The organism is Marinobacter nauticus ATCC 49840 (genome assembly GCF_000284615.1).
GTDB lineage: Bacteria > Pseudomonadota > Gammaproteobacteria > Pseudomonadales > Oleiphilaceae > Marinobacter > Marinobacter nauticus.
Window position 1 is genome coordinate 2,199,740 of the sequence record NC_017067.1, and the last position, 25,865, is coordinate 2,225,604.

A 25,865-nucleotide genomic window follows, 5' to 3' on the forward strand; every position below is an offset into this window, starting at 1 on the left:
GGCATAAACTTGTCGGAGCGTACTCAGTCGTCCTGTTCAATTCTCAGGACGGCCATCTTTCCGCCATTTCCATAAACCAGCAGGTTACCATCTTCGATCACCTGAACTGGTACGCGGATACCGTCACTATCGAACTCACGCTGGCCCTGCAGACTGCCATCGGAGGTCGACAGCACGTGCAGGTAGCCTTCAAAGTCGCCTACCACGAGGTAATCACCGGAGACAGCCGGCCGGGTCAGCTGGCGCCAGGACAGGCTATCCTGAACCCAAAGCTCTCGCCGGTCGCTGCCACGGAGCGCTACGATATCGCCATTGGCGGAGGACAGAAAGATATTGCCGTTACCAATCGCAGGCGAGTAGAAGCTTGATGCCCGGCGGCTCCAGATTTCCTGCCCGGAACGAATATCCACCAGTGCCAGCTTACCCTGATAACCGACGACCATAATGGCCGAATCCAGAACCAGCGGCTGGCCGCCGATATCCACCAGGCGTTCCAGTTCGGTACGACCCTGGGGCTGACCGACCTCATACTGCCACACTGGCTGCCCGTCCGAGGCGGTGAGTGCAATGACACGACCGTTGGCAAACGAGGAGATCACAATGTCGCCGCCCACCAACGGTGCAGCCGCGGTGCGCACGGTCAGTACCGGCACTTGAGCCTCGTATTGCCAGCGGCGTTCTCCGGTCGCTGCGTCGTGGGCAATCACACGACCATCGGTGGTTTGCACCACCACGAGGTTACCGTTGGATTGAGGCGCAGCCAGAACCTCGGTGGGCAGAGGTACCCGCCAGGCCTCGGTACCGTCCTCCGACGACACGGCCACCAGTTCCGCATCCCGGGTGACCAGGTAAAGGTGCCGGGCATCAGCGCCCGGTCCGGCAAAAAACCGTTCATCGTAGTCTTTCTGCCAGATAACCTCACCATCCGCCGGCCTGACCGTCGCAACAATCCCGTCTGCGGAAGCCGCGTAAATCACGTCGCCGGCGTAAAGAGGCGCGATCTGAAGCAGCTGATCGTCATGACCATCACCAACAGACATGCTCCATACCGTATCCAGCTCAACGGTTTCGGTGATTTCAGGTACCGGAGCGGGTTGCTCAAAAGTGTCTGTACTACTGCACCCGGCGATTCCGACCAACAGACCACAAAAAACCGAGCCAAGCCCGACCTTGAGCGCGCGCCCAACGAACATCAAGCGTCCTCCCCGACACCGAGGTCTGACAGCTTCAGTTCAAGAACACCGCTACGACCCTGCTGGCTCTGCTCACGTGCCGCCAGGTACGCCTCACGCGCACCGTCCCGGTCGCCCTTGGCCAACAGAACATCGCCTTTCAGCTCGGAGAAGATGGCCGCGAAGGCATCCGCGTCTGTGGCATTGTCCAGGGTGGCAAGCGCGGCATCGTGTTCGCCAGCGGCAAACTGGGCTCGGGCAAGACGGTTACGAATCACCAGCTCCAGAGCCGGATGACCGGCCGATTTTTCCAGCGCCCAGTTCAGTGATTCAACAGCGGCCGCGGGATCCTCACCTTCAACCATCTGCTGCCGTGCCAGAACCAGATTGCCATAGATGGCATAGGCGCTGTCGCCGTGTTCATCTCGCAGTGTCTCCGCCACAAAACCTACAGTGTCGGCCGACTCATCATCTGCAGAGGAGAACGCGTTCAGCAGGTTGGCAAACTGGTTAGCGGCTTCGGCGCGTTGTTGCGCCTGATGGTTCTGCCAGGCCTGCCATCCAAAGACGATGGCCAGAGCCGCACCAATACCGATGAGCAGCGAGCTTCCGTTATTTTTCCACCAGTCCTTGATTGCCTGGACCTGTTCTTCTTCGGTGCGCAACTCCGCCATGAAAACTCCTGTTATTCGTTAAAACTGCCTGTTTATATAGACTCTGCTTACAACAAACCGGCAAGCACAGCTGCCAGGTCTGCCTGAGCGATTTCCTGCTGGGGCTGATCGTCACGTAACGGTTTAAGCCCCGCCGTGGCCTGAGCGACTTCGTTTTCACCCAGAATCACCGCAAAGCGTGCGCCACTGCGGTCTGCCTTTTTCATCTGACTCTTGAAGCTGCCGCCACCGCAGTGTGAGACGACAATCCGGCCCGGCAATTCATTTCGTAGCGTTTCTGCCAACGCCATCGCCGGTGCTACCGCCTGGTCCCCCATGGCTGTAACGTAAACATCGGCTTGATTGTTCACATGTTCGGGGACCAGTTCCAGGGTTTCCAGTAACAGAATCAGTCGCTCCAGCCCCATGGCGAAGCCCACCGCTACGGTGGGTTTGCCTCCAAGTTGCTCCACCAGACCATCGTAACGGCCACCGGCACAGATCGTGCCTTGGGCACCCAGGCTGTCGGTAATCCACTCGAACACGGTTTTGCCGTAATAGTCCAGTCCGCGCACCAGGGCCGGGTTTACCGTGTAGGCAACGCCTGCCGCATCCAGCATCGCTTTCAGTTGTTCAAAATGCTGGCGCGATTCATCATCCAGATAGTCGTCCAGGCTCGGTGCGCCCTGCAAAATCTCCCGCGTGGCCGGATCCTTGCTGTCCAGTATCCGCAAAGGATTCGTGGTTAACCGGCGTTTGCTGTCATCGTCGAGCTTATCCTGATATTGCTCCAGATAGGCAACCAGGGCCTGACGGTAGACTTTCCGGGAGTCGCTGGTACCGATGGAGTTGATCTCGAGTCTGGCATGGTCGGACAACCCCAGGGCGCTCCACAGGCGCGCCGTCAGGATCAACAGCTCAGCATCAATGTCAGGGCCGGCCATACCGAAGCATTCCACACCAATCTGATGAAACTGGCGGTAACGGCCTTTCTGTGGCCGCTCATGCCGGAACATCGGACCGGTGTACCAAAGCCGCCGGGTCTGATTAAAGAGCAGCCCATGCTCTTCCGCTGCGCGCACGCACCCGGCCGTACCTTCGGGCCGCAGTGTAAGGCTATCGCCGTTGCGGTCTTCAAAGGTATACATCTCTTTTTCGACGATGTCAGTGACTTCACCGATCGATCGTTTGAACAACTCGGTATGTTCGACCACTGGCATACGGATTTCCTGATAGCCGTACTGCCCGAGAACCCGTCGAACGGTGGATTCAACGTACTGCCAGACCGGTGTCTGGTCCGGGAGAATATCGTTCATCCCCCGGATTGCCTGAATCTTTGCCAAAATAATATCCTGATAGGTTTCTGAAATCGGTTCTGATCAGTCTGAGGACTTGGCGATGACTGCGCTGTCCTGGTCCTCGCGCCGTGACACTTCCTCGCGAATCAGGCGCTCAAGGTCGTCCACCAGCGTCGCGTTGTCCAGCTTCTGGTTTGGCTTTCCGGCCATATAGAACAGATTTTTCGGTGTGCCACCGGTCAGACCGATATCCGCTACCTTTGCCTCACCGGGACCATTAACAATACAGCCAATAATGGCCACATCCATGGAGGTGTTCACATCCTCAAGCCGGGCCTCCAGATCATTCATGGTCTGGATAACATCGAAGTTCTGACGGGAACAGCTTGGGCAGGCGATAAAGTTAATGCCGCGGCTGCGTAACCGAAGACTTTTGAGAATGTCGAAGCCGACTTTGATTTCCTGAACCGGGTCGGCGGCAAGGGAAACCCGAATGGTGTCCCCAATGCCATCCATCAACAGCATGCCCAGGCCAATGGAGGACTTGACCGTACCAGAGCGGAATCCACCGGCCTCAGTGATACCCAGGTGCAGCGGTTGCTCAATCTGGGAGGCGATAAGGCGGTAGGCCGCGACGGTCATGAACACTTCAGACGCTTTCAGGCTGACCTTGAAGTCCTGAAAATCGTGTTTGTCCAGGATGTCGATATGACGCATGGCCGACTCTACCAGCGCTTCCGGCGTGGGCTCGCCGTATTTGCGTTGAAGCGCTTTTTCCAGTGAACCTGCGTTTACGCCGATCCTGATCGGAATGTTGCGGTCCCGGGCAGCACTGATTACCGCACTGACCCGATCGTCCCGGCCAATGTTACCGGGATTGATGCGCAGGCAGTCCACACCAAGCTCTGCAACTCGGAGCGCTATCTTGTAGTCAAAATGGATATCGGCCACCAACGGTAACGAGACCTGCTGGCGAATCTTGCCAAAGGCCTCAGCCGCCTCCATGGACGGAACCGACACCCGCACGATATCCGCTCCGGCCTCCTGGATAGCCTTGATCTGTGTGACTGTTGCGTCTACGTCGCAGGTATTGGTATTGGTCATGCTCTGCACCGCAATGGGCGCATCGCCGCCAACGGGAACATTACCTACCATGATCTGACGGGATTTACGTCTTTTGATCGGAGACTCTTGTTTCATGGGATTCAACCAGAAATCTTTGGGAAGAAAATTCTGCTCAGGGCTCGAGCGTAAACTCTGACCGGTTATTTACGACGCGAAAATTACCAAGATCCATCGGTTCGCCCTGAAACTCCAGGGACTCCACCGCGCTCATGGCGCCCACCACAACTCTGAGCGGTGGCTGTCCGCTCACGTCCAGGGCATCGCCCTCTCGGCGTAATGCACTGGCCAGTCGATTGCCCGCACCATCTGTGACCTGAATCCAGCAGTCGTCGCTGAACGTCATGGCCAACCTCACGGTTTCAACCGGGTCCTCCATCACTTCAGACTCGGTCAGAGCGGGATCCGGGGATTGCGCAACAACGGGCGGCTGTTCCACCGAAGGCTGCTCTGACAGCAACTCTTCCTGGCCGAGGCCTCCACTGGCGGTCGGTTCGCTCAGAGCTTCAGTATCCGTCACGGCGCCGTTCTCTGTTTCAACGTTTCCGACTGAACCGGTGCCGGAATCCATCTGTTCCGGTTCGGCCGGCTGTTCAGCCTCTTCGATAACGGAGGGCGCATCTTCCGGTCTAGCACTGGCATCGCTAACGGCCTCGCCACTCCGTGCTTCCAGAGACTCCGAGATACCGTCGGCATTACTTTGAACCGGCTCCGACACCGGTTTTACGAGATAGCTATACGCCAGAAAGCCAACTACCCCGAGGAATGCCAGCAACACAACCAGTTTGGCAATCTGCCGCTTTCGTTTTTTCTTGCGCTCGATATCAACCAGAGGATTGGACTGGTGCTCCTGCTCCCGCTGCTGACGCAGGGGCTCAAGTTCCGAGTCGAGCGCTGCAATCAGGGCGTCTGCATTCAGTTGCACCTGGCGGGCATAGGTTCGAACATACCCTTTGAGAAACAACTCGGTATCAACCTTGCTGTAATCACCTTCCTCGATGGACTGGATTACCGAAGGGCGCAGGTGTTGCTGATCTGCAATGTCTGAAACGCTGAGCCCGAGCTTTTCCCGGGCGCGCCTTAGCTGCTGGCCAACCGAGGCCTCGGAAGCTGGCTGTGACTGCTCCTCACCGGTCATTGGCAATCAGTACCTTATATTGTTGATATTCGACAGATTCCGGATACTCGTTTCTGAGCAATAGTGCCAGGCTCGCTTCCTGATCCCTGTCCTGGAAATGCCGGGCAATCCGGATACCGGTATACAGACTCTCCGGTGAATGCGTCAACCGGGTATTGCGCTGTATCATGGTCTGAAGACGGCTGTAGTATCGAGAGGCCTGAGAAAAGTTATCCTGCTCAACCAGCACCCGAGAGAGAGACAACAGGGTGCGGGCTTCGCCCCGCGTAAGCTCCACGGCACGCCGATAGGCAGCTTCGGCCGATTCCAGCGACCCAAGCCGTTCTTCTGTCAGCCCGAGGTTATAAAAAACGGCTCCCCGGTCTTTGTACTCCGTATCACGTGAGGCTATCCGGAACTGGTCCCGGGCCTCCTCAAACCGTTTGAGGCTATACAGGAAAGCACCGTAATACACTCTTCCGCGGGTATAGTCTCCATCTGAGGCAATGGCATCCCGGAAGCTTTTTTCCGCCAGGCTTTCCTCACCCTCCGCGCTCAGCACCAGGCCCCGGGCAGCAAGTGCCGGTGCGCTTCGGCTGTCGATTTCTAACGCCCGCTCCAGGTGGTCACGGGCACGATCCAGATTCCCCTGACCAATGTAGGCAGTCGCCAGTTGAACATAATTGTTGAGGGCTTTCTGTCGGTCGGCTTCACGGCTGAACCGGCTATCGGTGGTGGTGACACAGCCCGATAACATGACCCCGATAACCAGAACCACAGCGGAAACGAGTTTCACGGTAACGTCCTTTGCCATCAACAAACACCTTCTCCTGTTGTCTCCACCCGACGGTTATCAGGGGTTGACCTGTTGTACTGCGATATAACGTTGGCTTCTGCGCGTCCGGTCTTCGACCCGCCCTACCAACTGACCGCAGGCGGCATCGATATCGTCTCCGCGGGTGGTGCGGATTGTCGTGACATAACCGGCCTCGTTGAGCACGGTCTGGAACCTCCGGGTTGCGTTCATGCTTGGCCGGCGGAAATCACTTTCCGGAAACGGATTGAACGGAATCAGGTTGATCTTGCAGGGCAACCCTTTTAACAACACCACCAGCTCCCGGGCATGTTCCGGTTGATCATTCACTCCCTCAATCACCGTGTACTCAATCGTGGCCTTGCGCTTGTCCGGCAGTCGTGAAAGGTAGCGCCGGGTCGCGGCCAGCAGTTCGGCAATCGGGTATTTCTTGTTCAGAGGAACCAACTGGTTTCTCAATTCATCATTAGGTGCATGGAGTGAGATGGCCAGTGAAACATCGGTAACTTCGCCGAGACGATCCAGTGCTGGCACCACTCCGGATGTACTGAGCGTCACCCGACGCTTTGAGATGCCGTAAGCGAGATCTTCCATCATGAGATTCATGGCATCGACCACGTTCTCAAAATTAAGCAGGGGCTCGCCCATCCCCATCATCACCACGTTGGTGATAGGCCGGTCATTGGGATCGAACGGCATGAACGCCCGTCGTGCAACCCACACCTGGCCAATGATCTCGGCGGCCGTCAGATTGCGGTTAAAACCACGCTTGCCGGTGGAGCAGAAGGTACAGTCGAGACTGCAACCGATTTGCGAGGACACGCAGAGGGTTCCACGCTCGCCATCCGGAATCAGGACGGTTTCAACGCTGTTGCCGTTATCCATGCGCATGACCCATTTCCGGGTACCGTCTTTTGATGTCTCATCATAGACGACCTCGGGGCCACGAATCTCGGCAACTTCCTTGAGCTGTTCGCGCAGCGACTTGCTCATATTGGTCATTTGATCGAAGTCATCAACACCACGCTGATGCATCCACTGGAGAACCTGCTGGGCACGGAAACGCTTTTCCCCCAGGGTTTCAAAAAACGCCTCCAGTTTTGCCTTGGGCATTCCCAGAAGATTGACTTTTTCGGCGGCGCCCGTCATCACATAACCTCGATCAGATAACCAATTCAGGGGCACCCTGCCGGGCACCCCTGAAACAACAACCTCAGCCGCGCGGGCAGATTTCGTTGTCGTTGAAGAAATAAGCCACTTCACGCTCAGCGGAGGCAGCAGAGTCAGAACCATGGACAGCGTTGGCGTCGATGGAGGAAGCAAAATCCGCACGAATGGTGCCAGCTTCCGCTTCTTTAGGGTTGGTAGCACCCATCAGCTCACGATTCTTCAGGATAGCGCCCTCGCCTTCCAGCACCTGAACCACAACCGGGCCAGAGGTCATGAATGCAACCAGATCATTAAAGAACGGGCGCTCTTTGTGCTCGGCGTAAAAGCCCTCAGCCTGCTCCTGAGTAAGGTGCATCATCTTGGCAGCAACGATTTTCAGGTCCGCCTTCTCGAAACGGCTGTAGATTTCGCCGATCACGTTCTTGGCGACTGCGTCGGGCTTGATAATGGAGAGCGTGCGCTCGTTTGCCATGGTATTTCTCCAGTTAGTTCAGGGTTGAAAATTCAGAGGTGGGATTATACGCAGTCAGGGTGCAACTGCCTACCGCACCGAGCGAAGTCGCTCCACAACTTCAACAATCTGGGAACAGGCAAATGCAACCTCCTCTTCGGTGGTGAACCTGCCAAAGGAGAACCTGAGCGCCCGGTGAGCCAGCTCATCGCTGACGCCTATTCCTCGCAATACATAAGAAGGCTCGACCGTTGCTGAAGCGCAGGCGGAGCCCGAGGACACCGCAAGGTTGCGAAGGCCGAGCATCAACGACTCGGCTTCAACACCCTCAAACGACAGATTGACAATACCCGGCACACGATGTTCCCGACTGCCATTAAAGTGAACTCCATCAAGCCCCTCAAGCCCGTCCAGGAACGCCGCGCGCATCTGTTCCAGTTTACTTATTTCGGCATCAAGCCCGGTACGTGCCAGCTCGAAGGCCCGCCCCATGCCCACGATCTGATGCGTGGCCAGTGTGCCCGATCGCATGCCGCGCTCATGTCCGCCGCCATGCATCTGTGCTGCAATGCGAACCTCCGGCGCTCGCCGGACATACAGCGCCCCTACGCCTTTCGGGCCATAAACCTTGTGAGCCGAAAGAGAGAGCAAATCCACCTCAAGATCCGCAACATCCACTGGCAGCTTGCCGGCGGCCTGGGCGGCATCAACATGAAACAGCACGCCACGCTTTCTCAAGCACCGGCCGATTGCGCGGATGTCGGTCAGCGACCCAAGCTCATTGTTGACCATCATCAGGCTGACCAGGGCCGTATTATCCCGAAGGGCGGATTCGACCGCCTCAACGGACACCCTGCCATCAACTCCCGGCTCCAGCCAGGTAACCTCAATGCCCTGCTGCTCCAGCCACTTACAGGTATCAATGACAGCCTTGTGCTCAATGCGGGATGTCACGATATGGGGATTATCGCGTAGCTCCGCCACACCCTTGATGGCAAGATTGTCAGATTCTGTGGCTCCGGAAGTCCAGACAATCTCCCGGGGGTCTGCGTGGATCAGATCCGCCACCTGTCGACGAGCATTTTCAACGGCGGCTTCGGCCTGCCAGCCATAACCATGAGAGCGGGAAGCCGGATTGCCAAACACCCCATCCAGGGTCAGGTACTTCATCATGTCTTCAGCAACGGCGGGATCAACGGGCGTCGTCGCCGCATAGTCCAGATAGACGGGCTTTTTCATAGGCAAAAGAGGTCGGGTTATCAGGCCGTGGCCTGGTCAGTCAGTCTTTGGGTATTGATAGCGTCGGCACTTTCATCAGACTGCTTGCGGTTCTGACGATCAGCCACTTGCCGGATTTCGTGTTTGCGCATCAGATCCCCGAGACTGATTTCACTCAGGAATTGATGAATCTGGTCACTGAGATCAGACCAGAGATGGTGGGTAAGGCATTTCTCGCCGTTCTGGCAGTCACCTTTGTTACCGCAACGCGTAGTATCAAGGGACTCACTCACAGCGTCGACCACTTCGGCCACGAAAACCTCATCTGCGGAGCGACTCAGGCGATAACCGCCACCGGGGCCGCGTACACTTACCACCAATTTCTGCCTGCGCAGTCGAGAGAACAGCTGCTCCAGGTAAGAAAGGGATATTTCCTGTCGGGCTGAAATATCCGCCAGACTCACCGGCCCCTGCCCTGCATGCAGCGCAAGATCCAGCATTGCCGTAACGGCATAGCGGCCTTTCGTGGTCAGTTTCATAACCTCAGCCCCAATGATGGGATTGAATCTCGATTCACTGGAGCGAGTATGAATTGACCAACTAAAACAGTCAAGTATTCAGCCACGCTCCCGCTCATCAGACTCATCGCGAACGCAGTCGAAATCCTCATCATGCAAGGGAGGCAGCTCGCCATTCTGATACTCGGCGTTCACCTTGCGAAGCGCCTTGCACATATTCTCAATCCGATCATCCACCGCATGCATGTGGTCCAGCAATGCCCTGACCGATCTTGCGACCGGGTCCGGCATTTCCTCGGTTACGCCGTAGGCGTCGAAGCCCATACGCTCCTCCATCTCCTTGCGGCGCACGTCGTCTTCACCTTTACGCTTGACGATGACCCTTCCCGGGATGCCTACCACGGTTGCGCCAGGCGGAACCGCCTTAGTTACCACAGAGTTGGAGCCGATCTTCGCACCCTCACCCACTTCAAATGGCCCAAGAATCTTTGCGCCGGCACCCACTACCACACCATTACCGATGGTTGGATGCCGCTTGCCCTTGTTCCAGCTGGTGCCGCCAAGCGTGACGCCCTGGTAGAGCGTGACATCGTCTCCAATCACCGTGGTTTCACCAATCACCACACCCATGCCATGGTCGATAAAGAAGCGGCGACCAATGGTTGCGCCAGGATGAATCTCGATACCGGTAAACCATCTCGCCAGCGTAGAAATCGTCCGCGCCAGCCACTTCAGCCCCATGCTCCACAGCCAGTGGGAGAAGCGATGAAACAACAGCGCGTGCAATCCCGGGTAGTTGGTTAACACCTCAAAGGTGTTCCTGGCCGCCGGATCACGGTGAAATACGCTTTTTACATCTTCCCGTAAACGCTCAAACATGACGTTATTCCTGCCCCTCATCCACGGCACCAGCCGCTGTCGTGTTCCTGCCAACCCCTTCGCGGGCAACGGTGGCCTTCTGAACCGATGTCAGAATACCCCGGAGAATATTGATTTCCATCTGGTCCAGCTTTGCCCGCTGAAACAACCGGCGCAACCGTGTCATCAACTGCCTGGGATTCTCCCGGCGGTGAAAATCCACATCCTGCAATACCTGCTCGAGATGACCGAAAAATCCTTCAACATCATTCACCGTTGCGGGCGGCACATCCCATCCGCGGTCCCCGGGTTCGACCATGGACTCAAGGTAGGGACTGCTTTCCACCTCTTCAAGCCCACGAAGATAATGCATCCGCAATTCATAACAAACCACCTGCACCGCCATTGCCAGATTCAGTGAGCTGTAGTCCGGGTTCGAGGGGATATGGATGTGATAATGGCAGCGCTGAAGCTCTTCATTGGACAACCCATTGCTCTCACGCCCAAACACCAGGGCGACAGGACCACGAGCACTGTTTTCCGCCGCGGTGACGGCAGCCTGGGGCGGGGAAATAACGGGCCAGGGAACCTTCCGCCCGCGTGCACTGGTACCCATCACCAGGACACAGTCTGACAACGCCTCGTCAAGACTGGAAACCACCTGAGCCCGATCCAGCACATCCGACGCCGATGAAGCCCGGGCATAAGAGGCTTCGTCCGGAAACGACTTTGGGTTAACCAGCCATAGATTTCCAAGCCCCATGTTTTTCATGGCGCGGGCGACGGCGCCAATATTGCCCGAGTGGGTAGTTTCCACCAGGACGATGCGAACCTGATCATGGTAGGTATCAGTGCTTTCCACCGGCAGCGCGGGCTTGTTCATGGTCATCGGGCCTGTTACTTCAAGAAAAGTGATAAAAGAGCGGCATGATACCAGAATTACCGGCCAACCTGCTCTCCGGAAATGCCGCAACCCCGTGGTATCCGTGCTTTTGCTAAGCCAAAAAACGTACAAGGCGGGGCAGTTTTTGCTATCATGGCCGGCCTTCACACACCCGGATAATGAACACTCAGATGCAACCAGCAATTAAAATGGCCCTGCGCGTTGCCCGCCAGGGATCTGACTACCTGAAAGCCCATTTCGAGCGCCAGGAGCCTAACGGTAAGGACGAGTCCGAACGCCACCGGCAACTGGAGCGAGTGGAGCAGTCCATTTACGACAACTTCACCGAACAACTGGAAAAGGCCTACAAGGATCATGTGATCGCGCCTCTGGGCGAGTCCGACGCCGGCAACCACGATAAAAGCTGGCACATATTCCCGGTTCTCGGCCGCGACAATTTTGTGCGAGGCATTCCCGAATTTGTTCTTGCCCTGGCCCAGAAAAAGAACAACCGCACCGAAAACCTGCTGCTGGTTAACCCGATTACCGGCGAAGAGTACTCTGCCAGCCGAGGCCACGGCGCTGTCCTGAACAGCCGCCGCGTGCGCACGTCCGAAGTAAAAGTGCCCGCCAAGGCAGCACTGGCCACCAACCTCCTCGACCAGGCCCGCCAGGGCGATGACCCCATGATCTGGGGCGAGATGGCAGCCGTCCTGGCTCGCGACACCGCCATGTTCCGTACCTCGGGCTGCGTGACACTCGATATCGCGCGAGTGTCTGCTGGCCTGCTGGATGCGGCCGTGATCTTCCGACCACAGGCAGCAGATTTTGATCTCGGCGTAACACTGGCCATGGAGTCCGGCGCCCTGACCGGTGACTTCTCCGGCAACCCCGCGGTTGGAGCCGCCAGACAACTGGTCGTCGCCAATCCAAAGCTGTTCCGGGAACTGCTCAAAACGCTGCACCCCTTCCGGGGTCGACTGCCGCGTTAAGAAAGACAGGGCCACAAAAAAACCGCCACTCCTCACGGATGGCGGTTTTTTTGTGGCCTGGAAAAGACCCGGAGCTTACATCCGGTTCAACCACTCCGGCGGCTGCTCCTCTTCTTCCTCACCGGTACCCTCTTTCGCGGGAACCATCAGATCTTCGCGGGTCACGCCCATCACCATCAACATATTCGCGGACACGTAGATGGACGAATAGGTACCGACAACAACACCGATAATCAAGGCAAGCGCAAAGTTATTGATCGCTTCGCCACCCAGGAAATACAGCGCCAGCAACACAACCAGCGTGGTACCAGAAGTATTAATGGTTCGGGTAATGGTCTCGTGGATCGACTGGTTGATAATGTCCCAAGCCTCACCTACGCGCATTTTTCGGAAGTTCTCCCGAATCCGGTCAGCAACAACGATGGTATCGTTCAGGGAATACCCGATAACCGCCAGCAACGCCGCCAGCACCGTCAGGTCGAAGGTCCACTGAAACAGCGCGAACACCCCCAGAACAATGATGACGTCGTGCGCCAGAGGAATCACCGAGGCGATACCAAACTTGAACTGGAAGCGCATACCCACGTAGATCAGTACCACCGCGAGGGCGATCAGCAGCCCCAGCCCACTGTCTTCTTTGAGCTCTTCGCCCACCTGAGAACCGACAAATTCAGAGCTGACCAACTCAAGGTCAGCTCCGTCCGCCGCCAGCACGCCGGCCACTTCCAGCGCCAGTTCGTCATTCCCGGCCTCGGCCATCCGGATCAGTACCGTAGTATCGGCTCCGAAATTCTGAACCGCAAACTGCTCGTACCCCGCCTCGGTAAGGGTGTTTCTGATTCCGTCCAGGCTAGGAGCTTCAGCGTATTCGAGCTCCACCGAGGTTCCCCCGGTAAAGTCCATACCCAGATTCAGGCCACGCACCCCCAACAGCGCAATGGAGGCCACCACCAAAACAATAGAAAGTACGGAAGCTATCTTCCGCAAGCCCATGAAATCAAACGGCTGCTTTTCCATATCAGGCATTTTCAAGCTTCCCCCCGATGGACAATTTCTCGACCCTGCGACCGCCATAAACCAGATTCACTATGCCGCGGCTCACCATCAGGCCCGAGAACATGGAAGTGAGAATACCGATACACAGGGTAACTGCGAAGCCCTTCACCGGTCCGGAGCCCATGGCAAACAGAATGACGGCAACCAGAAGGGTTGTGATATTGGCATCGAAAATCGACACAAAGGCGCGACCATAACCGGCATTAATGGCGCTTTGTGGCGGCACCCCCGCCTTCAGCTCTTCCTTGATACGCTCAAAGATCAGAACGTTCGCATCAACGGCCATACCCACCGTAAGAACGATACCCGCGATACCCGGCAACGTCAGCGTGGCAGATAGGATTGACATGCATGCAACCAGCAACATCAGGTTAAGCGTCAGCGCAACATTGGCCACCAATCCGAAGCCGCGGTAGAACACCAGCATGTAAAGCAACACCAGCCCGAAGCCGAGCATCACCGACATCATCCCGGCATCGATATTCTTCTGCCCCAGGCTTGGCCCGATGGTGCGCTCCTGCACAAAGTACATGGGCGCAGCCAGAGCACCGGCCCTCAGCAGCAGTGCGAGCTCAGCCGCTTCGGGGATGGAATCCAGACCAGTAATCCGGAAGCTGCTCCCCAGCGCTGACTGCACTGTCGCCAGGCTGATAATGCCTTTTTCCACGACCCGGTTTTCAGTTTCAACGATTTCTCCGTTAACTTCCCGGGTCTCGGTTTCGGTGCGGTATTCAATGAACAACACTGCCATACGGCGGCCGATGCTATTGCGTGTCGCCCGATTCATCAGGTCACCACCAACGGAGTCCATGGTGATATTGACCTGCGGCTGGCCATTCTCATCGAACGCCTGCTGGGCATTGGCAACGTTGTTACCAGTGGCAATCACATCCCGCTCAAGACGAGCGGTACGCTGTGGATTATCCCGGAAAGGAAACTGTTCGGTCTCGGCGGACGGCGCATCCTGCCGAGCTTCCATCCGGAATTCCAGGTTAGCCGTCGCGCCAAGTACACGCTTGGCCTGAGCGGTATCCTGCACACCTGGCAGCTCTACAATAATGCGGTCTGCCCCCTGACGCTGAACCAGCGGCTCGGCCACGCCCAGTTCATTCACCCGGTTGCGGATGGTGGTCAGGTTCTGTTCAAGAGCGTATTCCTGGATGTTCCGAACTTCTGCTTCGGACAGTGTCAGCGTCAGCAGAAATTCTTCACCTTCTGTTGTCTCATCCAACAGGAACTCGTTGTACTGATCGCGAACCAGCTCAAACGCCTCGCTACGTGCAGCTTCGTCACGGAAGCTCAGTACAATGCGGGCCTGATCCTCAATGTCGCCACCGCGGTAGCGGATGCGCTCTTCCCTCAGCTCTCGCTTGATCTGACCAGACAACGCTTCCAGACGCTGATTCAAAGCCGTTTCCATATCCACCTCCAACAGGAAGTGAACACCACCACGTAAATCCAGCCCCAGTTTCATTGGGCCTGCTCCAAGGCTACGCAGCCAGCCCGGCGTTGACGGCGCCATATTCAGGGCCACCAGGTATTCGTTGCCAAGAGCCGCCTGAACAGCGGGGCGTGCCCGCAGCTGGTCATCAGAGCTGGTGAGGCGGATCAGCGCGTCACGCTCTTCCAACAGGCTTGATTTTACTTCGATACCTTCCTGCTCAAGCTTGGCAAGGGCGCGATCAAGCACTCGCTGCTCAACTTCGGTGCTGCCACGGGCGCCGGTGATCTGGATAGCGTAATCGTCAGGGAAAAAGTTCGGTAAGGCGTAGATAAAACCAATCACCAGTGCGAACACGATGACCAGGTTTTTCCAGAGAGGATACTTGTTCAGCATGAGAATCCTTCGAGCCGGCAGAAGTGCCGGTCTTGGTGTTTCAGCCAGTCAGAAAATGAACAGGCGCATCTTGGATGCGCCTGGAAACCAGCTCAGATGTCCTTGAGAGTGCCTTTCGGCAGAGCCGCAGCAACGGCAACTTTCTGAACCTTCATTTCAACGTTATCTGCTACTTCCAGAACAATGAAGTCGTCGGTTACTTTGGTAATCTTGCCAGCGACGCCACCAGAGGTAACCACTTCATCACCCTTGTTCAGGCCGGACATCAGGGCCTTATGCTCTTTTGCACGCTTGGACTGCGGACGCCAGATCAGGAAATAGAAAATCAGGATGAAGCCGGCGAAAAAGATGATCTGACCCATCACGCTCATTCCCTGGGCACCCGCTTCCTGAGCCGAGGCCAGAGCAGGCATCAGAGACAGCAAGCCAGCGATGAGCAATTTGACTGATTTCATTCAGGTTCTCCGTTTATTGACAGATTTAAAGCAAAATTTGTTCAGGAATCGCCCAGAGGCGGAACGGTTTCGCCCCGTAAGGCATAGAATTCGCTTACAAAGTCCGACAATGTACCTGCTTCAATGGCCCCACGCAATCCACTCATCAGGTTCTGATAGAACCTCAGGTTATGAATGGTATTGAGCTGCGACCCGAGCATTTCTCCGCACTTATCAAGATGATGCAGGTAGCTCTTGGAAAAATGCTTACAGGTATAGCAGTCACAACGCTCGTCCAGCGGTCCGGTGTCGTGACGGTTTTTGGCATTGCGGATTTTGACAATACCGGTGGAGGTAAACAGATAGCCATTGCGTGCATTACGGGTTGGCATCACACAGTCGAACATATCGACACCGCGGCGCACCGCCTCAACGATATCCTCAGGGCGACCAACGCCCATCAGGTAGCGTGGCTTGTCTTCCGGCATCTTCGGCGGCAGGTGATCCAGGATCCGGATCATGTCTTCTTTCGGCTCGCCCACCGACAGGCCGCCAATGGCATAGCCATCGAAACCAATCTTTTCCAGACCCTCCAGGGACTGATCCCGGAGCGACTCATACATACCGCCCTGTACGATGCCAAACAGCGCCGCCGGATTGCCCTCGTGGGCTCTCTTACTGCGCTCGGCCCAGCGCAGCGAGAGTTCCATGGACTCTTTCGCCTGCTTTTCCGTTGCCGGATACGGCGTGCATTCGTCGAAAATCATCACGATGTCAGAGCCCAGATCACGCTGAACCTGAATCGCGATTTCCGGTGACAGCTCGACTTTGGAACCATCAACCGGAGACCGGAAAGTCACACCCTGCTCGGTAATCTTGCGCATCTCGCCCAGACTGAAAACCTGGAAACCGCCGGAATCCGTCAGAATTGGCCCCTGCCACTGGGTGAAGTCGTGCAGGTCGCCGTGGGCTTTGACCACTTCCGTGCCGGGGCGCAGCATCAGGTGAAACGTATTGCCCAGAATAATATGGGCACCGATTTCCTCGATGTCCCGGGGCAGCATTCCCTTTACAGTGCCATAGGTGCCTACCGGCATGAATGCCGGAGTCTCCACTACGCCTCGGGGAAACGTCAGTCGGCCACGACGGGCCTTGCCATCTTCTCCGAGTTTCTCGAAGGACATAAAACAGGATTCACTCACTGTGATTCTCCACGGGATTCGGTTTGATGTGGCTCGGCGGAATCCGTTCCCAGCATCATGCCCCGGCTGGGCTCCTGAGCGGTAAGAAACATGGCATCGCCGTAGCTGAAAAACCGGTACTTTTGCTCCACCGCCTCGCGATACGCAGACATGATGTTGTTATAGCCTGCAAACGCACTGACCAGCATGATCAGTGTGGACTCCGGCAAATGGAAGTTGGTGATCATGGCGTCCACGGTCTGGAAACGGTAACCAGGGTAGATGAAGATATCCGTATCGCCCCGGAACTCCTGCAAACGCCCTGCCCGGCTGGCCGACTCCAGAGAGCGGACGGAAGTGGTACCCACGGCAACGACCCGGCCACCCCGAGCGCGGGCCTCATTGACGGCGTTTACCGTCTCTTCCGGCACATGGGCGATTTCACTGTGCATGACATGATCTTCGATCTTGTCGACCCGTACCGGCTGAAAGGTGCCAGCGCCAACGTGCAACGTAACGTATGCAAACTCAATGCCCTTCGCTTTCAGGGCAGACAGCACGACATCATCAAAGTGCAGCCCGGCAGTGGGTGCAGCCACGGCGCCCGCCTCCTTGGCATAGACGGTCTGATAGCGCTCACGATCCGACTGCTCATCTTCCCGTTCCATGTAAGGCGGTAAAGGCATGTGACCGATACGCTCGAGCACATCCAGAAACGCCTCATCACCTTCATAGACGAAATGAAAGAGCGCATCTTCCCGCGCCAGCATTCGCAGTGCGGTTCCATCTTCCAGCAATAGTCGCTGGCCTTCCTTGGGAGATTTGGAAGAACGGGTATGGGCGAGCAATTCCTTTTCACCCAGTAAACGCTCAACCAGTATTTCAACTTTGCCACCGGTTTCCTTCTGGCCAAACAACCGGGCCGGAATAACACGGGTATTGTTGAATACCAGGAGGTCCCCGGGCTGGAGCAGATCCGGAAGGTCAGTAAATTTCAGATGACTGGTCTGGCCGGAAAGGCCGTCAAGACTGAGCAGGCGTGAGGCACTGCGTTCTTTAAGCGGATAACGGGCGATAAGCTCGTCCGGCAGATCAAAATGAAAATCGGAGACGTTCATGGGCCGGGCTATTCACGATGCCGCAGGTTGCGGCCTATAAGTGGTAGCGGCGGGCGGACTCGAACCGCCACGGGTTTTACCCCAACGGATTTTGAATCCGTCGTGTCTACCAATTTCACCACGCCGCCATCGGAGAGTGGGAGGGATTATACTGAGCCAGAGCCCGAAAGCAACCAGCCGGCAGGCAAAAATCACCCGCCGGCACAGTGAATTAGAGTCGATCGAACAGGGACAGCTGGGAAACCTGTGCAAACGACTGCTGAGCAGCCTGCAATACGAAGCTCTGGAAACTGAGGTTGCTGATGGCCTCGGCGTAATCGACATCCTGTAGCTGGGAACGAATCTCTTTGGTGTAGAGTTCCGAATCCTCAAGAAACGCGGTGGTGGACTCCACTGCGTTGAGCCGGCCACCAAGCTCGGTTTGCTTGAGAATGATCGACTCCTGGGCGTTATCGAGATTGACCAGGGTTTCGGCGATCAGCGCATCGTACTCGGCACTGCTCTTGGGCGTTGTTTTGGAAATTCCGTCCAGGCCGGCAATCAGGTTCTCGATGGTACCAAAGACAGATTGTTTATCATTCACGCCCAGCGTAAACGTATCGCCATCCTGCGCATCGTTAATCGTTAACTTCACCCCTGCAACCTGAAACTCGTCGCCAACCAGGGCGCCCGCTGGCTCAACGGCCAAAGGATAGGTGGTTCCACCTCGTGTATAGGAGGCTGATATTTCCAGGTCGCCCGCTCCATTGGCGGTGACGGCGATATCAAAATCGTCAGGCACCCTGGGGCTGAAAGCGTCTGTCATATCCTTGGGTGCAACAAACTCGAGATCGGATATATATCCATCCACAGAGGTTGATCCTTTAGCGAAAACCCCTTTGGCTACGTCTACGAAGATGCCTTTACCGTGATCACTGATGGGAACGGTCACACCATCATCAATTTCCAGAACCCGCTGCCCTTCGTCTCCCTGGTAAACCCATTTGCCATCGTCATTCTGGGCAAAGGCGGGAGTGCTGCCCTGGAAGCCACTGAAGATATACTCTCCTGACGCATCCCGGGTATTCGCAATATTGGCGAGCTGACCCAGACGCTCCTTGAGTTCGGCAGAGATGGACTGCCGATCATTGGCAGACAGAGAACCATTACCGGCCTGAACCGTCAGCTCCCTCACCCTCTGGATAATGTCCACGGCGCTGGCCAGGGTGCTTTCTTCCTGCTTCAGCCGGTTATCGGCAAGATTGGCATTCCGACCATAGGTTTCCGAACGCTGAAGCTCCTGGTCAAGCTTCAGAATGCGAGCGGCCGCCACCGGATCATCCGACGGTTTGTTCACTTTCTTACCGGTCGATAGCTGTTGCTGCGTATCAATCAGGTTGCTGTTGATGTCCTGCAGACGATTAATGCCGCCGGAGAAAATCTGTTGTGATGATATTCTGATCATGTGACATCACCTCGCCTTAACGGAAGCTCTGCAGCAACGTGTTAAAAAGATCCTGCGCCACAGACATAACCTGGGCCGATGCGTTGTACGCAGCCTGGTACTGAATCAGCTTGCCAGCCTCTTCGTCCAGATTGACGCCCGAGACCGATTCTCGCTGATTGGTGGACTGCTCCAGCAGCGTTGCACCGGCATCTTTATCCAACTGGCTCTGACGGGTTTTCACCCCGATATCCTCTACCAGGCCGGCATAGCCCTCGGTAAAGTTCTGGGAACCGCCATTCAGGGTATTCTTGGTACCAAGGGCCGCCATCAGCTCGGCGTTTCGGTTATCAGAAACGCCATTGCGGTTGAAGTCGATGGTGAATACATCACCGTCTGCGGGCTCACCTGTTATCTCGAAAACGAAACCCCGATACTGACCATTGGATTCGTCTTCCGGACGAGTACTGAAAATCTGATTGATCTTCTGGGGATCATAGACATCCGGTGTTCCATCCCCATCGTTGTCCACCGCGGCACTGGTAAACAGTACGCCGCTATCGTTGGCAACTTCATAGGTAATATTGCCCGCACCATCATTACTGAAGGTTACGGTAATCGGACCATCTGCAAACTGACCGGAATTCTGGAAGTCATCCAGCAAAGCACCGGTATTGGGATTACGGACATTAAGCATGTTGCCCTGGTTGATCGTGCCGGTGCCCAGATTGCCATCATCGGAACTCGCACGAACGGGGCTGGCAAAAGCAAGATCCTCCTCCCGCCGAATGTTCAATTGCATGTTTTCGGCAGCATTGCGACTAGGCTGAATCAGGTACTTGTCACCTGCGTTGAATTCGCCACCTTCAACACGAATGTTAAAGCCCGGCATGTTGATTTCAGACTGCACCGGGTCTGGAAGCCGGCCCTGTTTCACCGTGTCGCCCGAGATGGTATCGATCAACTCGTAGCTGCGCCCATCACCACTGAACTGCAGCTCCCAGGTACCAGCCGGCAACTGGGAACTGTCGGTAATCTCAACGGCCAGTTGGCCGGTGGTTGTGCGGTCGTTATTGCCGTTCGGCACCACCCTGCTGCGTTGTACGGCGAGGCTGTTCACATCACTGAAGAAGTTACCGCCGAGATCGCCTTCGAGGTCCATCCCGATCTCATGCTGATGGTTTATGGCCGAGGAGATGGCAATCGCCAGCCGGCCGAGCTCATCGAAGGCGGGCTTCAGTGCCATTTCATCAAAGGCACGCAAGCCACCCAGTTTTCCGCCCTGAATCTGTTCATCCACCAGCAGGGTCCGCCCACCACTGGAGAGCGTAAATTCCAGCCGCGTGGGATCTTCCGCACTGCTTCGGGTCGCAAATTCTGCGGCATTGGCGCCGGTAACCAAAGCCAGACCGTTAGACAGGGACACATTCACCTGGCTGCCTTCAACTTCCGTTACCCGAATGCTCACCAGCTCAGACAACTGGCGCAACTTCTCGTCCCGCTTATCCATCAGCTCCAGGGGCTCCTTGCCCTGGGCCAGGCCCGGAGATTCAGAAATAGCCAGGTTCAGTTCAGCGATACTCTTCAGCAGAGTATTGGCATCTTTCACGCCCTGCTGCATCTGGGTTTTTACCGATTCGCGCTGCTGGATGAACTCCTGGTTCAAGCCCTGAAAGCGATTCACCAATTGCTGGGCTTCGCTCAGCACCAACTGGCGTTGTGGCAACGACGTGGGGTCTTCCGCGGCATTCTGCATAGCCGAGAAAAAGTTGTTCAGAGCTTTGTTCAGACCGGTGTCTTCGCCGCCTAACAGGTTATCCAGCCGTGTGAGTTCAGCGTTGAAAGCATTCTGCTCGCCAAACAGTGTGGTGTCCTCACGTAACTGCTGACTCAGATAGGCATCTGCCAGCCGGCGGATATTGGCAACGGATACGCCACTGCCGATGGTCCCTGCACCTGTACGCCGCCCTTCCTGGGTCTCGAACTGGACCTCCTGGCGACTGTAACCTGGAGTGTTTGCGTTGGTTATGTTATTAGCAGTGGTATTGAGCGCCGCCTGGTGCCCCAATACCCCACTCAGACCAATACCGATCAAGCCCGCCATGATCTGTTACTCCTTTACTCTGTCACTGCTCATAGACAGTGTCATCAGAGAATCACGATTCATGATCCGACGGATCTTGGCTCCGTATTCCGGATCGGTTGCATAACCCGCTTCCTGCAGTTTCTCGGCAAATACTTCTGGCTGATCTGCCGATGACAGAACATCGCGGTAACGGGGATTGTTTTGCAGGAAGTCAACGTAGTCCCGGAAGCTGGCTTCATAGTCCGGATAGGCCCGGAAATCTGCCCGTTCCTTCATCGCCACGCCACCCCGGAATTCGGTAGTGGTAATGCTCACAGCGTCACCGCTCCAACGACTGTCTGCCTTGATGCCAAACAGGTTGAAACTCGGCTGCGAACCATCACCTTTGATCATGTGTTTGCCCCAACCGGTTTCGAGCGCCGCCTGGGCAATCATCAGGCGCGGATCAATGCCGGTCTCCTTTCCGATCTGCTCTGCGAACGGCATCAGCTGCTCAACAAAATGCTCTGGCGACTCAAATACCTCCGGCAGCTTGCCGGGTTTCTGCGCTGGCTCTGCTTTTACCTTCGCAGCTACATCCGCCACCTCTGCCATTCGCTCCGGCAACTCTCTGGAAATCGCCGGCATACTGCGGTCGTAATCGGTAATGACACCCTTGTGACCCGCCAGTTTCTCTCCATCCTCACCGAGCCCCGGAATCTGTTGACTCAGTTGCCGGACCAGCGCTTCCGCCAGCCCGGTACCGGTACCACCGGCCATACTTAAGCTGATCTGGCTGTCGAACATATCCCGGTACATCTGGCTTTCATTGCTGTTCAGGTAGTTTCCCTCGGCAAATACCTCACCTGCCTTGCGCATGGATTTGAGCATCTCTGACAGGAACAGGCTCTCGAACTGCTTCGCAACCTGCTCCAGTGCAGCCTGTTTGTCAGTTCGAGCCTGGGTCTTCAGCGCATTCAGACCACTGAAATCGGTGTAGACCTGGGCTTGCTGTAGTCTTGGATCCTGCATGGCGATACCTAGATCACAATCAATTCGGCACGAAGCGCGCCAGCCTGTTTGAGTGCTTCAAGCACCGCCATCACATCGCCTGGCGCCGCCCCTACCTGGTTTACAGCCTGAACAATTTCGTTAAGCGTGGTTGCCGGGCCGAACTGGAACATCCGTGCCGGGTCTTCCGTCACAGCGATCTGGGTATTCTGCTGAACGGCTGTATCACCCTGAGCCAGAGGATTGGGCTGCACCACCTCGGGGTTTTCCTGAATAGTCACGGTCAGGTTGCCATGGGTAATGGCAGCCGGGCTTACTTTTACATTCTGGCCGACCACGATGGTACCGGTGCGGCTATTGATCACCACTCTTGCGGCTTCCTGAGCCGGATCGACCTCAATGTTCTCCAGAATGGACAGAAAACTGACTCTCTGTGATGGGTCCCTGGGTGCCCGCACCGATATAGAAGTGGCATCGTGTGCATAAGCCATGTCCGGGCCCAGACGACCATTGATCGCCTCAACCACACGGCGGGCCGTGGTAAAGTCGGAACGCAGCAGATTGAAGGTGATGGTATCGCCCCGGTTGAACGGCGATTCCACCTCTCGCTCAATGGTAGCGCCGTTGGGAATTCTGCCGACGCTGGGTACGTTCACGGTAATCCGGGAACCATCCTGGCCCTGGGCGCCAAAACCGCCCACCACCAGGCTGCCTTGTGCCATGGCATATACCTGACCGTCTGCGCCTTTCAACGGTGTCATCAACAAGGTTCCACCACGCAGGCTATCGGCATTTCCGATGGATGAAACCGTGATGTCCAGCTCCTGCCCGGCTTTGGCAAAGGCTGGCAAAGTCGCGCTTACGGTTACGGCCGCCACATTGGCCAGATTCGGGTTCACGCCATCCGGCAAGGTTATTCCGAACTGGTTCATCATGTTGCGGAAGGTCTGGTTGGTAAACGGCGCTTTGTCGCCGGTACCGTCAAGACCGACCACCAGGCCATAACCAATCAACTGGTTATTGCGCACACCTTTCACCTTGGCCAGGTCTTTCAGGCGGTCAGCCATCACCGGCGCCACACACAGGGCCGTAAGGGCAAAAACAGCAATCAGTTTGCGGATCATAGCGGCCACCACTCACTGTTAAAGAAGCGAGCCAGCCAGCCCATCTGGTTGGCCTGGTCAAAATCACCGGTACCGCCGTAGGCAAACCGGGCATCTGCAACACGATTGGAGGCAACGGTATTATCCGGCTGGATATCCTGTGGCCGAACCAGACCGGTCAACCGGATGTATTCATCCCCATTGGTGAGAGACAACCACTTCTCACCGCGGACACGAAGCACACCATTAGGCAGAACCTCGGTGACTGTTACGGTAATACTGCCAGCCAGGCTGTTGCTCTGGTCTGCTTCGGCGGAGCCTTCAAAGTCCCGCTCAAAATTGGCAGAAGCGTTCAGGCCGATATTTGTCTTTCCAAAGATGCTCGGTTCAGGGATGCTCAGTTCCTGATCCTTGGTAATGGAGGTTTCAGCGTTCTTGCTGGCGCTGGTGGATTCCTGCAGCAATACCGTGAGCACGTCACCCACGTTGAGTGCCTTGGTATCGCCGTACAGATTGTAATTCCTGGACACCTGGTAAATTGCCCCGGAATCCGGGTTGCGCTGCATCATTGATTGAGCACGAACCGGAGCGTAGGCCGGATCGTCCGGCATAGCCCGGGGGCGAGACATGGCGGTGCATCCCTGCAGCACAATCAGCACACCCACCAGTGCCAGGGTGGCCAGCCGTTCAGTGTGTAAACTGCGTTGAATGCGTTTCATGGCTTAACCGATATTGTTGGTGATGAACTGAAGCATCTGGTCTGTGGTCGAAACCACCTTGGAGTTCATTTCATAGGCACGCTGGGTCGTAATCATGTTCACCAGTTCTTCCACCACCTCTACGTTGGAGGATTCAATGGTGCCCTGCTCAATGGACCCGAGACCTGAAGTCCGGCTTCACCTTCAGCCGGATCACCACTGGCATTGGTCTGCTTGAACAGATTGTTCCCGATGGCCTGCAAGCCCTGCGGGTTGATGAAGTCCACCAGGGTGATCTGCCCGAGATTGACGGGCGCAGCCTGGTCATCGGTAATAGCGGTGACCGTCCCATCTTTGCCAATGGTGATATTGGTGGCGTTCTCCGGGACATTGATATTCGGCTGAAGCGGAAAACCATCCGGTGTGACCACATCGCCATCAGAGTTCAGTTGAAACTGGCCATCCCGGGTATAGGCGATCTGTCCGTCCGGCATCTGAATCTGAAAGAATCCCCGACCATTCACCGCCATATCCAGAGGCTGTTCAGTTATCTGCAGGTTGCCCTGGCTGAATTGCTTGGCAGTGCCAACAATCCGGACCCCGGTCCCCAGCTGCAGGCCAGAGGGCAACTGCGTGTTCTCAGTGCTCTGCCCGCCGGGCTGACGGTTTATCTGATACAGCAGATCCTGGAACACCGCCCTATCCCGCTTGAAGCCGGTGGTATTCACATTGGCCAGGTTGTTGGAAATGGTGGACATGTTGGTGTCCTGCGCGCTCAACCCGGTTTTACTGACCCAAAGTGCTGGATGCATTGTTTTACTCCTTGCCTGCCGGTGGACGATGCGGCGATCTTTTGCCGCTCTCCGCCAACCGATGGCGTTTGATCATCGTTATCAGAGGTTCTGCAACAGTCGTGCCGTAGCCTCGGAATTTTCATTGGCGGTCGACATCACCTTTACCTGCATCTCGTATTGGCGAGACAACTGCAGGTTGGAGATCATTTCCTCCACCGCATTCACGTTTGAACTTTCGAGAAAACCAGTGGCGACACGCATGGCTGCATCCGGTGGCTCTGGACCATCCAGAGCCTGATCCGGCTTGCGTCGAATGAACCCATCCAGACCTTTCTCAAGTGCATCTGCCGGTGGGTTGACAAGCTTCAGTCGGTCAACATCCACCAACTGATCCGGCGGCCCACCTACCGGCACAATGGAGATGGTGCCGTCCGAGCCAACCTGAAGATTGTCAAAAGGAGGAAGAGCCACCGGCCCACCGTTACCCAGAACCAGCTCACCACTCGCCAGCCGCACAAGTCCGTTCACGTCGACCTGTAAGCTACCGGTACGGGTGAATACCTCTTCGCCCAGATTGTTTTGAACGGCGAGCCAGCCACCGCCGTCTACCGCCACATCCAGCTTGCGGCCGGTCTCCATTAAAGCGCCGGGCGAGAGATCAGTGCCGGGCCGCTCGGTCATGGCGTAGGCGCGGGTGGGATGGTGCTCACCGAACACGGGCATACTGCGGGCCTGGGCAAAATCCTTCTTGAACCCGGTGGTATTGACGTTAGCCAGGTTGTTGGCATGGGCACGCTGGGCCAGCATGTTCTGCTTGGCGCCAGACATTCCAATATAGAGGGCTTTGTCCATGGGCAAACTCCTGCCGGAATTTTGACT

24 protein-coding genes, 1 tRNA gene and 1 pseudogene are annotated in these 25,865 nt (G+C 56.3%); 1 reads left to right on the forward strand and 25 read right to left on the reverse strand.

The features are described from left to right. Positions 1-23: 23 nt before the first annotated feature. From bamB to trmJ, 12 genes are all read right to left on the reverse strand, one after another. Positions 24-1,193 (reverse strand): outer membrane protein assembly factor BamB, encoded by a 1,170-nt coding sequence (bamB, locus tag MARHY_RS10210; protein ID WP_014421736.1) that lies wholly within the window; start codon positions 1,191-1,193, stop codon positions 24-26. Beyond that, positions 1,193-1,846 (reverse strand): YfgM family protein, encoded by a 654-nt coding sequence (locus MARHY_RS10215; protein ID WP_014421737.1) that lies wholly within the window; start codon positions 1,844-1,846, stop codon positions 1,193-1,195. Before MARHY_RS10215 ends, bamB begins: the two co-directional genes overlap by 1 nt. A 47-nt stretch (positions 1,847-1,893) precedes the next feature. Continuing rightward, complete coding sequence (gene hisS, locus MARHY_RS10220) at positions 1,894-3,171, reverse strand: histidine--tRNA ligase (RefSeq protein ID WP_197536004.1); 1,278 nt, start codon at positions 3,169-3,171, stop codon at positions 1,894-1,896. A gap of 33 nt (positions 3,172-3,204) precedes the next feature. Next, positions 3,205-4,323 (reverse strand): flavodoxin-dependent (E)-4-hydroxy-3-methylbut-2-enyl-diphosphate synthase, encoded by a 1,119-nt coding sequence (gene ispG / locus MARHY_RS10225; RefSeq protein WP_011784636.1) that lies wholly within the window; start codon positions 4,321-4,323, stop codon positions 3,205-3,207. A gap of 37 nt (positions 4,324-4,360) precedes the next feature. Continuing rightward, positions 4,361-5,383 carry a RodZ domain-containing protein gene (locus tag MARHY_RS10230; RefSeq protein ID WP_014421738.1) on the reverse strand — a complete coding sequence of 341 codons (1,023 nt, stop codon included), beginning with the start codon at positions 5,381-5,383 and terminating at the stop codon, positions 4,361-4,363. Next, positions 5,373-6,176, reverse strand: a complete 804-nt coding sequence (gene pilW / locus MARHY_RS10235; protein WP_023011061.1) for a type IV pilus biogenesis/stability protein PilW — start codon at positions 6,174-6,176, stop codon at positions 5,373-5,375. The genes MARHY_RS10230 and pilW overlap by 11 nt, the downstream gene beginning before the upstream one ends. Before the next feature lie 39 nt (positions 6,177-6,215). After that, complete coding sequence (rlmN, locus tag MARHY_RS10240) at positions 6,216-7,325, reverse strand: dual-specificity RNA methyltransferase RlmN (protein WP_011784633.1); 1,110 nt, start codon at positions 7,323-7,325, stop codon at positions 6,216-6,218. A 64-nt stretch (positions 7,326-7,389) separates the two neighbouring features. Then, positions 7,390-7,818, reverse strand: a complete 429-nt coding sequence (gene ndk / locus MARHY_RS10245; RefSeq protein ID WP_011784632.1) for a nucleoside-diphosphate kinase — start codon at positions 7,816-7,818, stop codon at positions 7,390-7,392. A 69-nt stretch (positions 7,819-7,887) separates the two neighbouring features. Next, a complete protein-coding gene (locus MARHY_RS10250; protein ID WP_014421740.1) occupies positions 7,888-9,036 on the reverse strand; it encodes an IscS subfamily cysteine desulfurase in 1,149 nt (382 codons plus the stop codon). 20 nt (positions 9,037-9,056) lie between these two features. Then, complete coding sequence (gene iscR / locus MARHY_RS10255; RefSeq protein ID WP_011784630.1) at positions 9,057-9,554, reverse strand: Fe-S cluster assembly transcriptional regulator IscR; 498 nt, start codon at positions 9,552-9,554, stop codon at positions 9,057-9,059. Between the two features lie 78 nt (positions 9,555-9,632). Then, complete coding sequence (gene cysE / locus MARHY_RS10260) at positions 9,633-10,412, reverse strand: serine O-acetyltransferase (protein ID WP_014421741.1); 780 nt, start codon at positions 10,410-10,412, stop codon at positions 9,633-9,635. 4 nt (positions 10,413-10,416) lie between these two features. Further along, positions 10,417-11,274 (reverse strand): tRNA (cytosine(32)/uridine(32)-2'-O)-methyltransferase TrmJ, encoded by an 858-nt coding sequence (gene trmJ, locus MARHY_RS10265; RefSeq protein WP_049756923.1) that lies wholly within the window; start codon positions 11,272-11,274, stop codon positions 10,417-10,419. Positions 11,275-11,465: 191 nt separating this feature from the next. Between trmJ and MARHY_RS10270 the strand changes: the two genes are divergently transcribed. Next, the gene (locus MARHY_RS10270) at positions 11,466-12,266 is read left to right on the forward strand and encodes an inositol monophosphatase family protein (RefSeq protein ID WP_041654773.1); all 801 of its coding nucleotides are present in this window, start codon (positions 11,466-11,468) and stop codon (positions 12,264-12,266) included. 75 nt (positions 12,267-12,341) lie between these two features. On the opposite strand, the gene secF is transcribed toward MARHY_RS10270, so the two are convergent. From secF to MARHY_RS10335, 13 genes and pseudogenes are all read right to left on the reverse strand, one after another. Next, positions 12,342-13,292 (reverse strand): protein translocase subunit SecF, encoded by a 951-nt coding sequence (gene secF, locus MARHY_RS10275; RefSeq protein ID WP_041654775.1) that lies wholly within the window; start codon positions 13,290-13,292, stop codon positions 12,342-12,344. Next, complete coding sequence (secD, locus tag MARHY_RS10280; RefSeq protein ID WP_014421744.1) at positions 13,285-15,159, reverse strand: protein translocase subunit SecD; 1,875 nt, start codon at positions 15,157-15,159, stop codon at positions 13,285-13,287. The genes secF and secD overlap by 8 nt, the downstream gene beginning before the upstream one ends. Before the next feature lie 92 nt (positions 15,160-15,251). Next, on the reverse strand, positions 15,252-15,614 hold the full coding sequence (gene yajC, locus MARHY_RS10285; RefSeq protein WP_011784624.1) for a preprotein translocase subunit YajC: 363 nt from the start codon (positions 15,612-15,614) through the stop codon (positions 15,252-15,254). 41 nt (positions 15,615-15,655) lie between these two features. Then, a complete protein-coding gene (gene tgt, locus MARHY_RS10290) occupies positions 15,656-16,777 on the reverse strand; it encodes a tRNA guanosine(34) transglycosylase Tgt (protein WP_014421745.1) in 1,122 nt (373 codons plus the stop codon). Between the two features lie 14 nt (positions 16,778-16,791). Next, a complete protein-coding gene (queA, locus tag MARHY_RS10295) occupies positions 16,792-17,892 on the reverse strand; it encodes a tRNA preQ1(34) S-adenosylmethionine ribosyltransferase-isomerase QueA (RefSeq protein ID WP_014421746.1) in 1,101 nt (366 codons plus the stop codon). Between the two features lie 41 nt (positions 17,893-17,933). Further along, positions 17,934-18,020: transfer RNA gene (locus MARHY_RS10300), tRNA-Leu, on the reverse strand. A gap of 83 nt (positions 18,021-18,103) precedes the next feature. After that, on the reverse strand, positions 18,104-19,336 hold the full coding sequence (flgL, locus tag MARHY_RS10305) for a flagellar hook-associated protein FlgL (protein WP_014421747.1): 1,233 nt from the start codon (positions 19,334-19,336) through the stop codon (positions 18,104-18,106). Between the two features lie 16 nt (positions 19,337-19,352). After that, entirely contained in the window at positions 19,353-21,419 is a 2,067-nt protein-coding gene (gene flgK, locus MARHY_RS10310; RefSeq protein WP_014421748.1) for a flagellar hook-associated protein FlgK, read from the reverse strand. A 6-nt stretch (positions 21,420-21,425) separates the two neighbouring features. Continuing rightward, the gene (gene flgJ / locus MARHY_RS10315; protein WP_014421749.1) at positions 21,426-22,412 is read right to left on the reverse strand and encodes a flagellar assembly peptidoglycan hydrolase FlgJ; all 987 of its coding nucleotides are present in this window, start codon (positions 22,410-22,412) and stop codon (positions 21,426-21,428) included. Positions 22,413-22,420: 8 nt separating this feature from the next. Beyond that, the gene (locus MARHY_RS10320; RefSeq protein ID WP_014421750.1) at positions 22,421-23,515 is read right to left on the reverse strand and encodes a flagellar basal body P-ring protein FlgI; all 1,095 of its coding nucleotides are present in this window, start codon (positions 23,513-23,515) and stop codon (positions 22,421-22,423) included. Continuing rightward, positions 23,512-24,213, reverse strand: coding sequence for a flagellar basal body L-ring protein FlgH (gene flgH / locus MARHY_RS10325; protein WP_014421751.1), 702 nt, complete (start codon positions 24,211-24,213; stop codon positions 23,512-23,514). Before flgH ends, MARHY_RS10320 begins: the two co-directional genes overlap by 4 nt. A gap of 3 nt (positions 24,214-24,216) precedes the next feature. Further along, positions 24,217-25,004, reverse strand: a pseudogene (gene flgG, locus MARHY_RS10330) (flagellar basal-body rod protein FlgG). An 81-nt stretch (positions 25,005-25,085) separates the two neighbouring features. Next, positions 25,086-25,838, reverse strand: a complete 753-nt coding sequence (locus MARHY_RS10335) for a flagellar basal body rod protein FlgF (RefSeq protein ID WP_014421754.1) — start codon at positions 25,836-25,838, stop codon at positions 25,086-25,088. Positions 25,839-25,865: the final 27 nt, after the last annotated feature.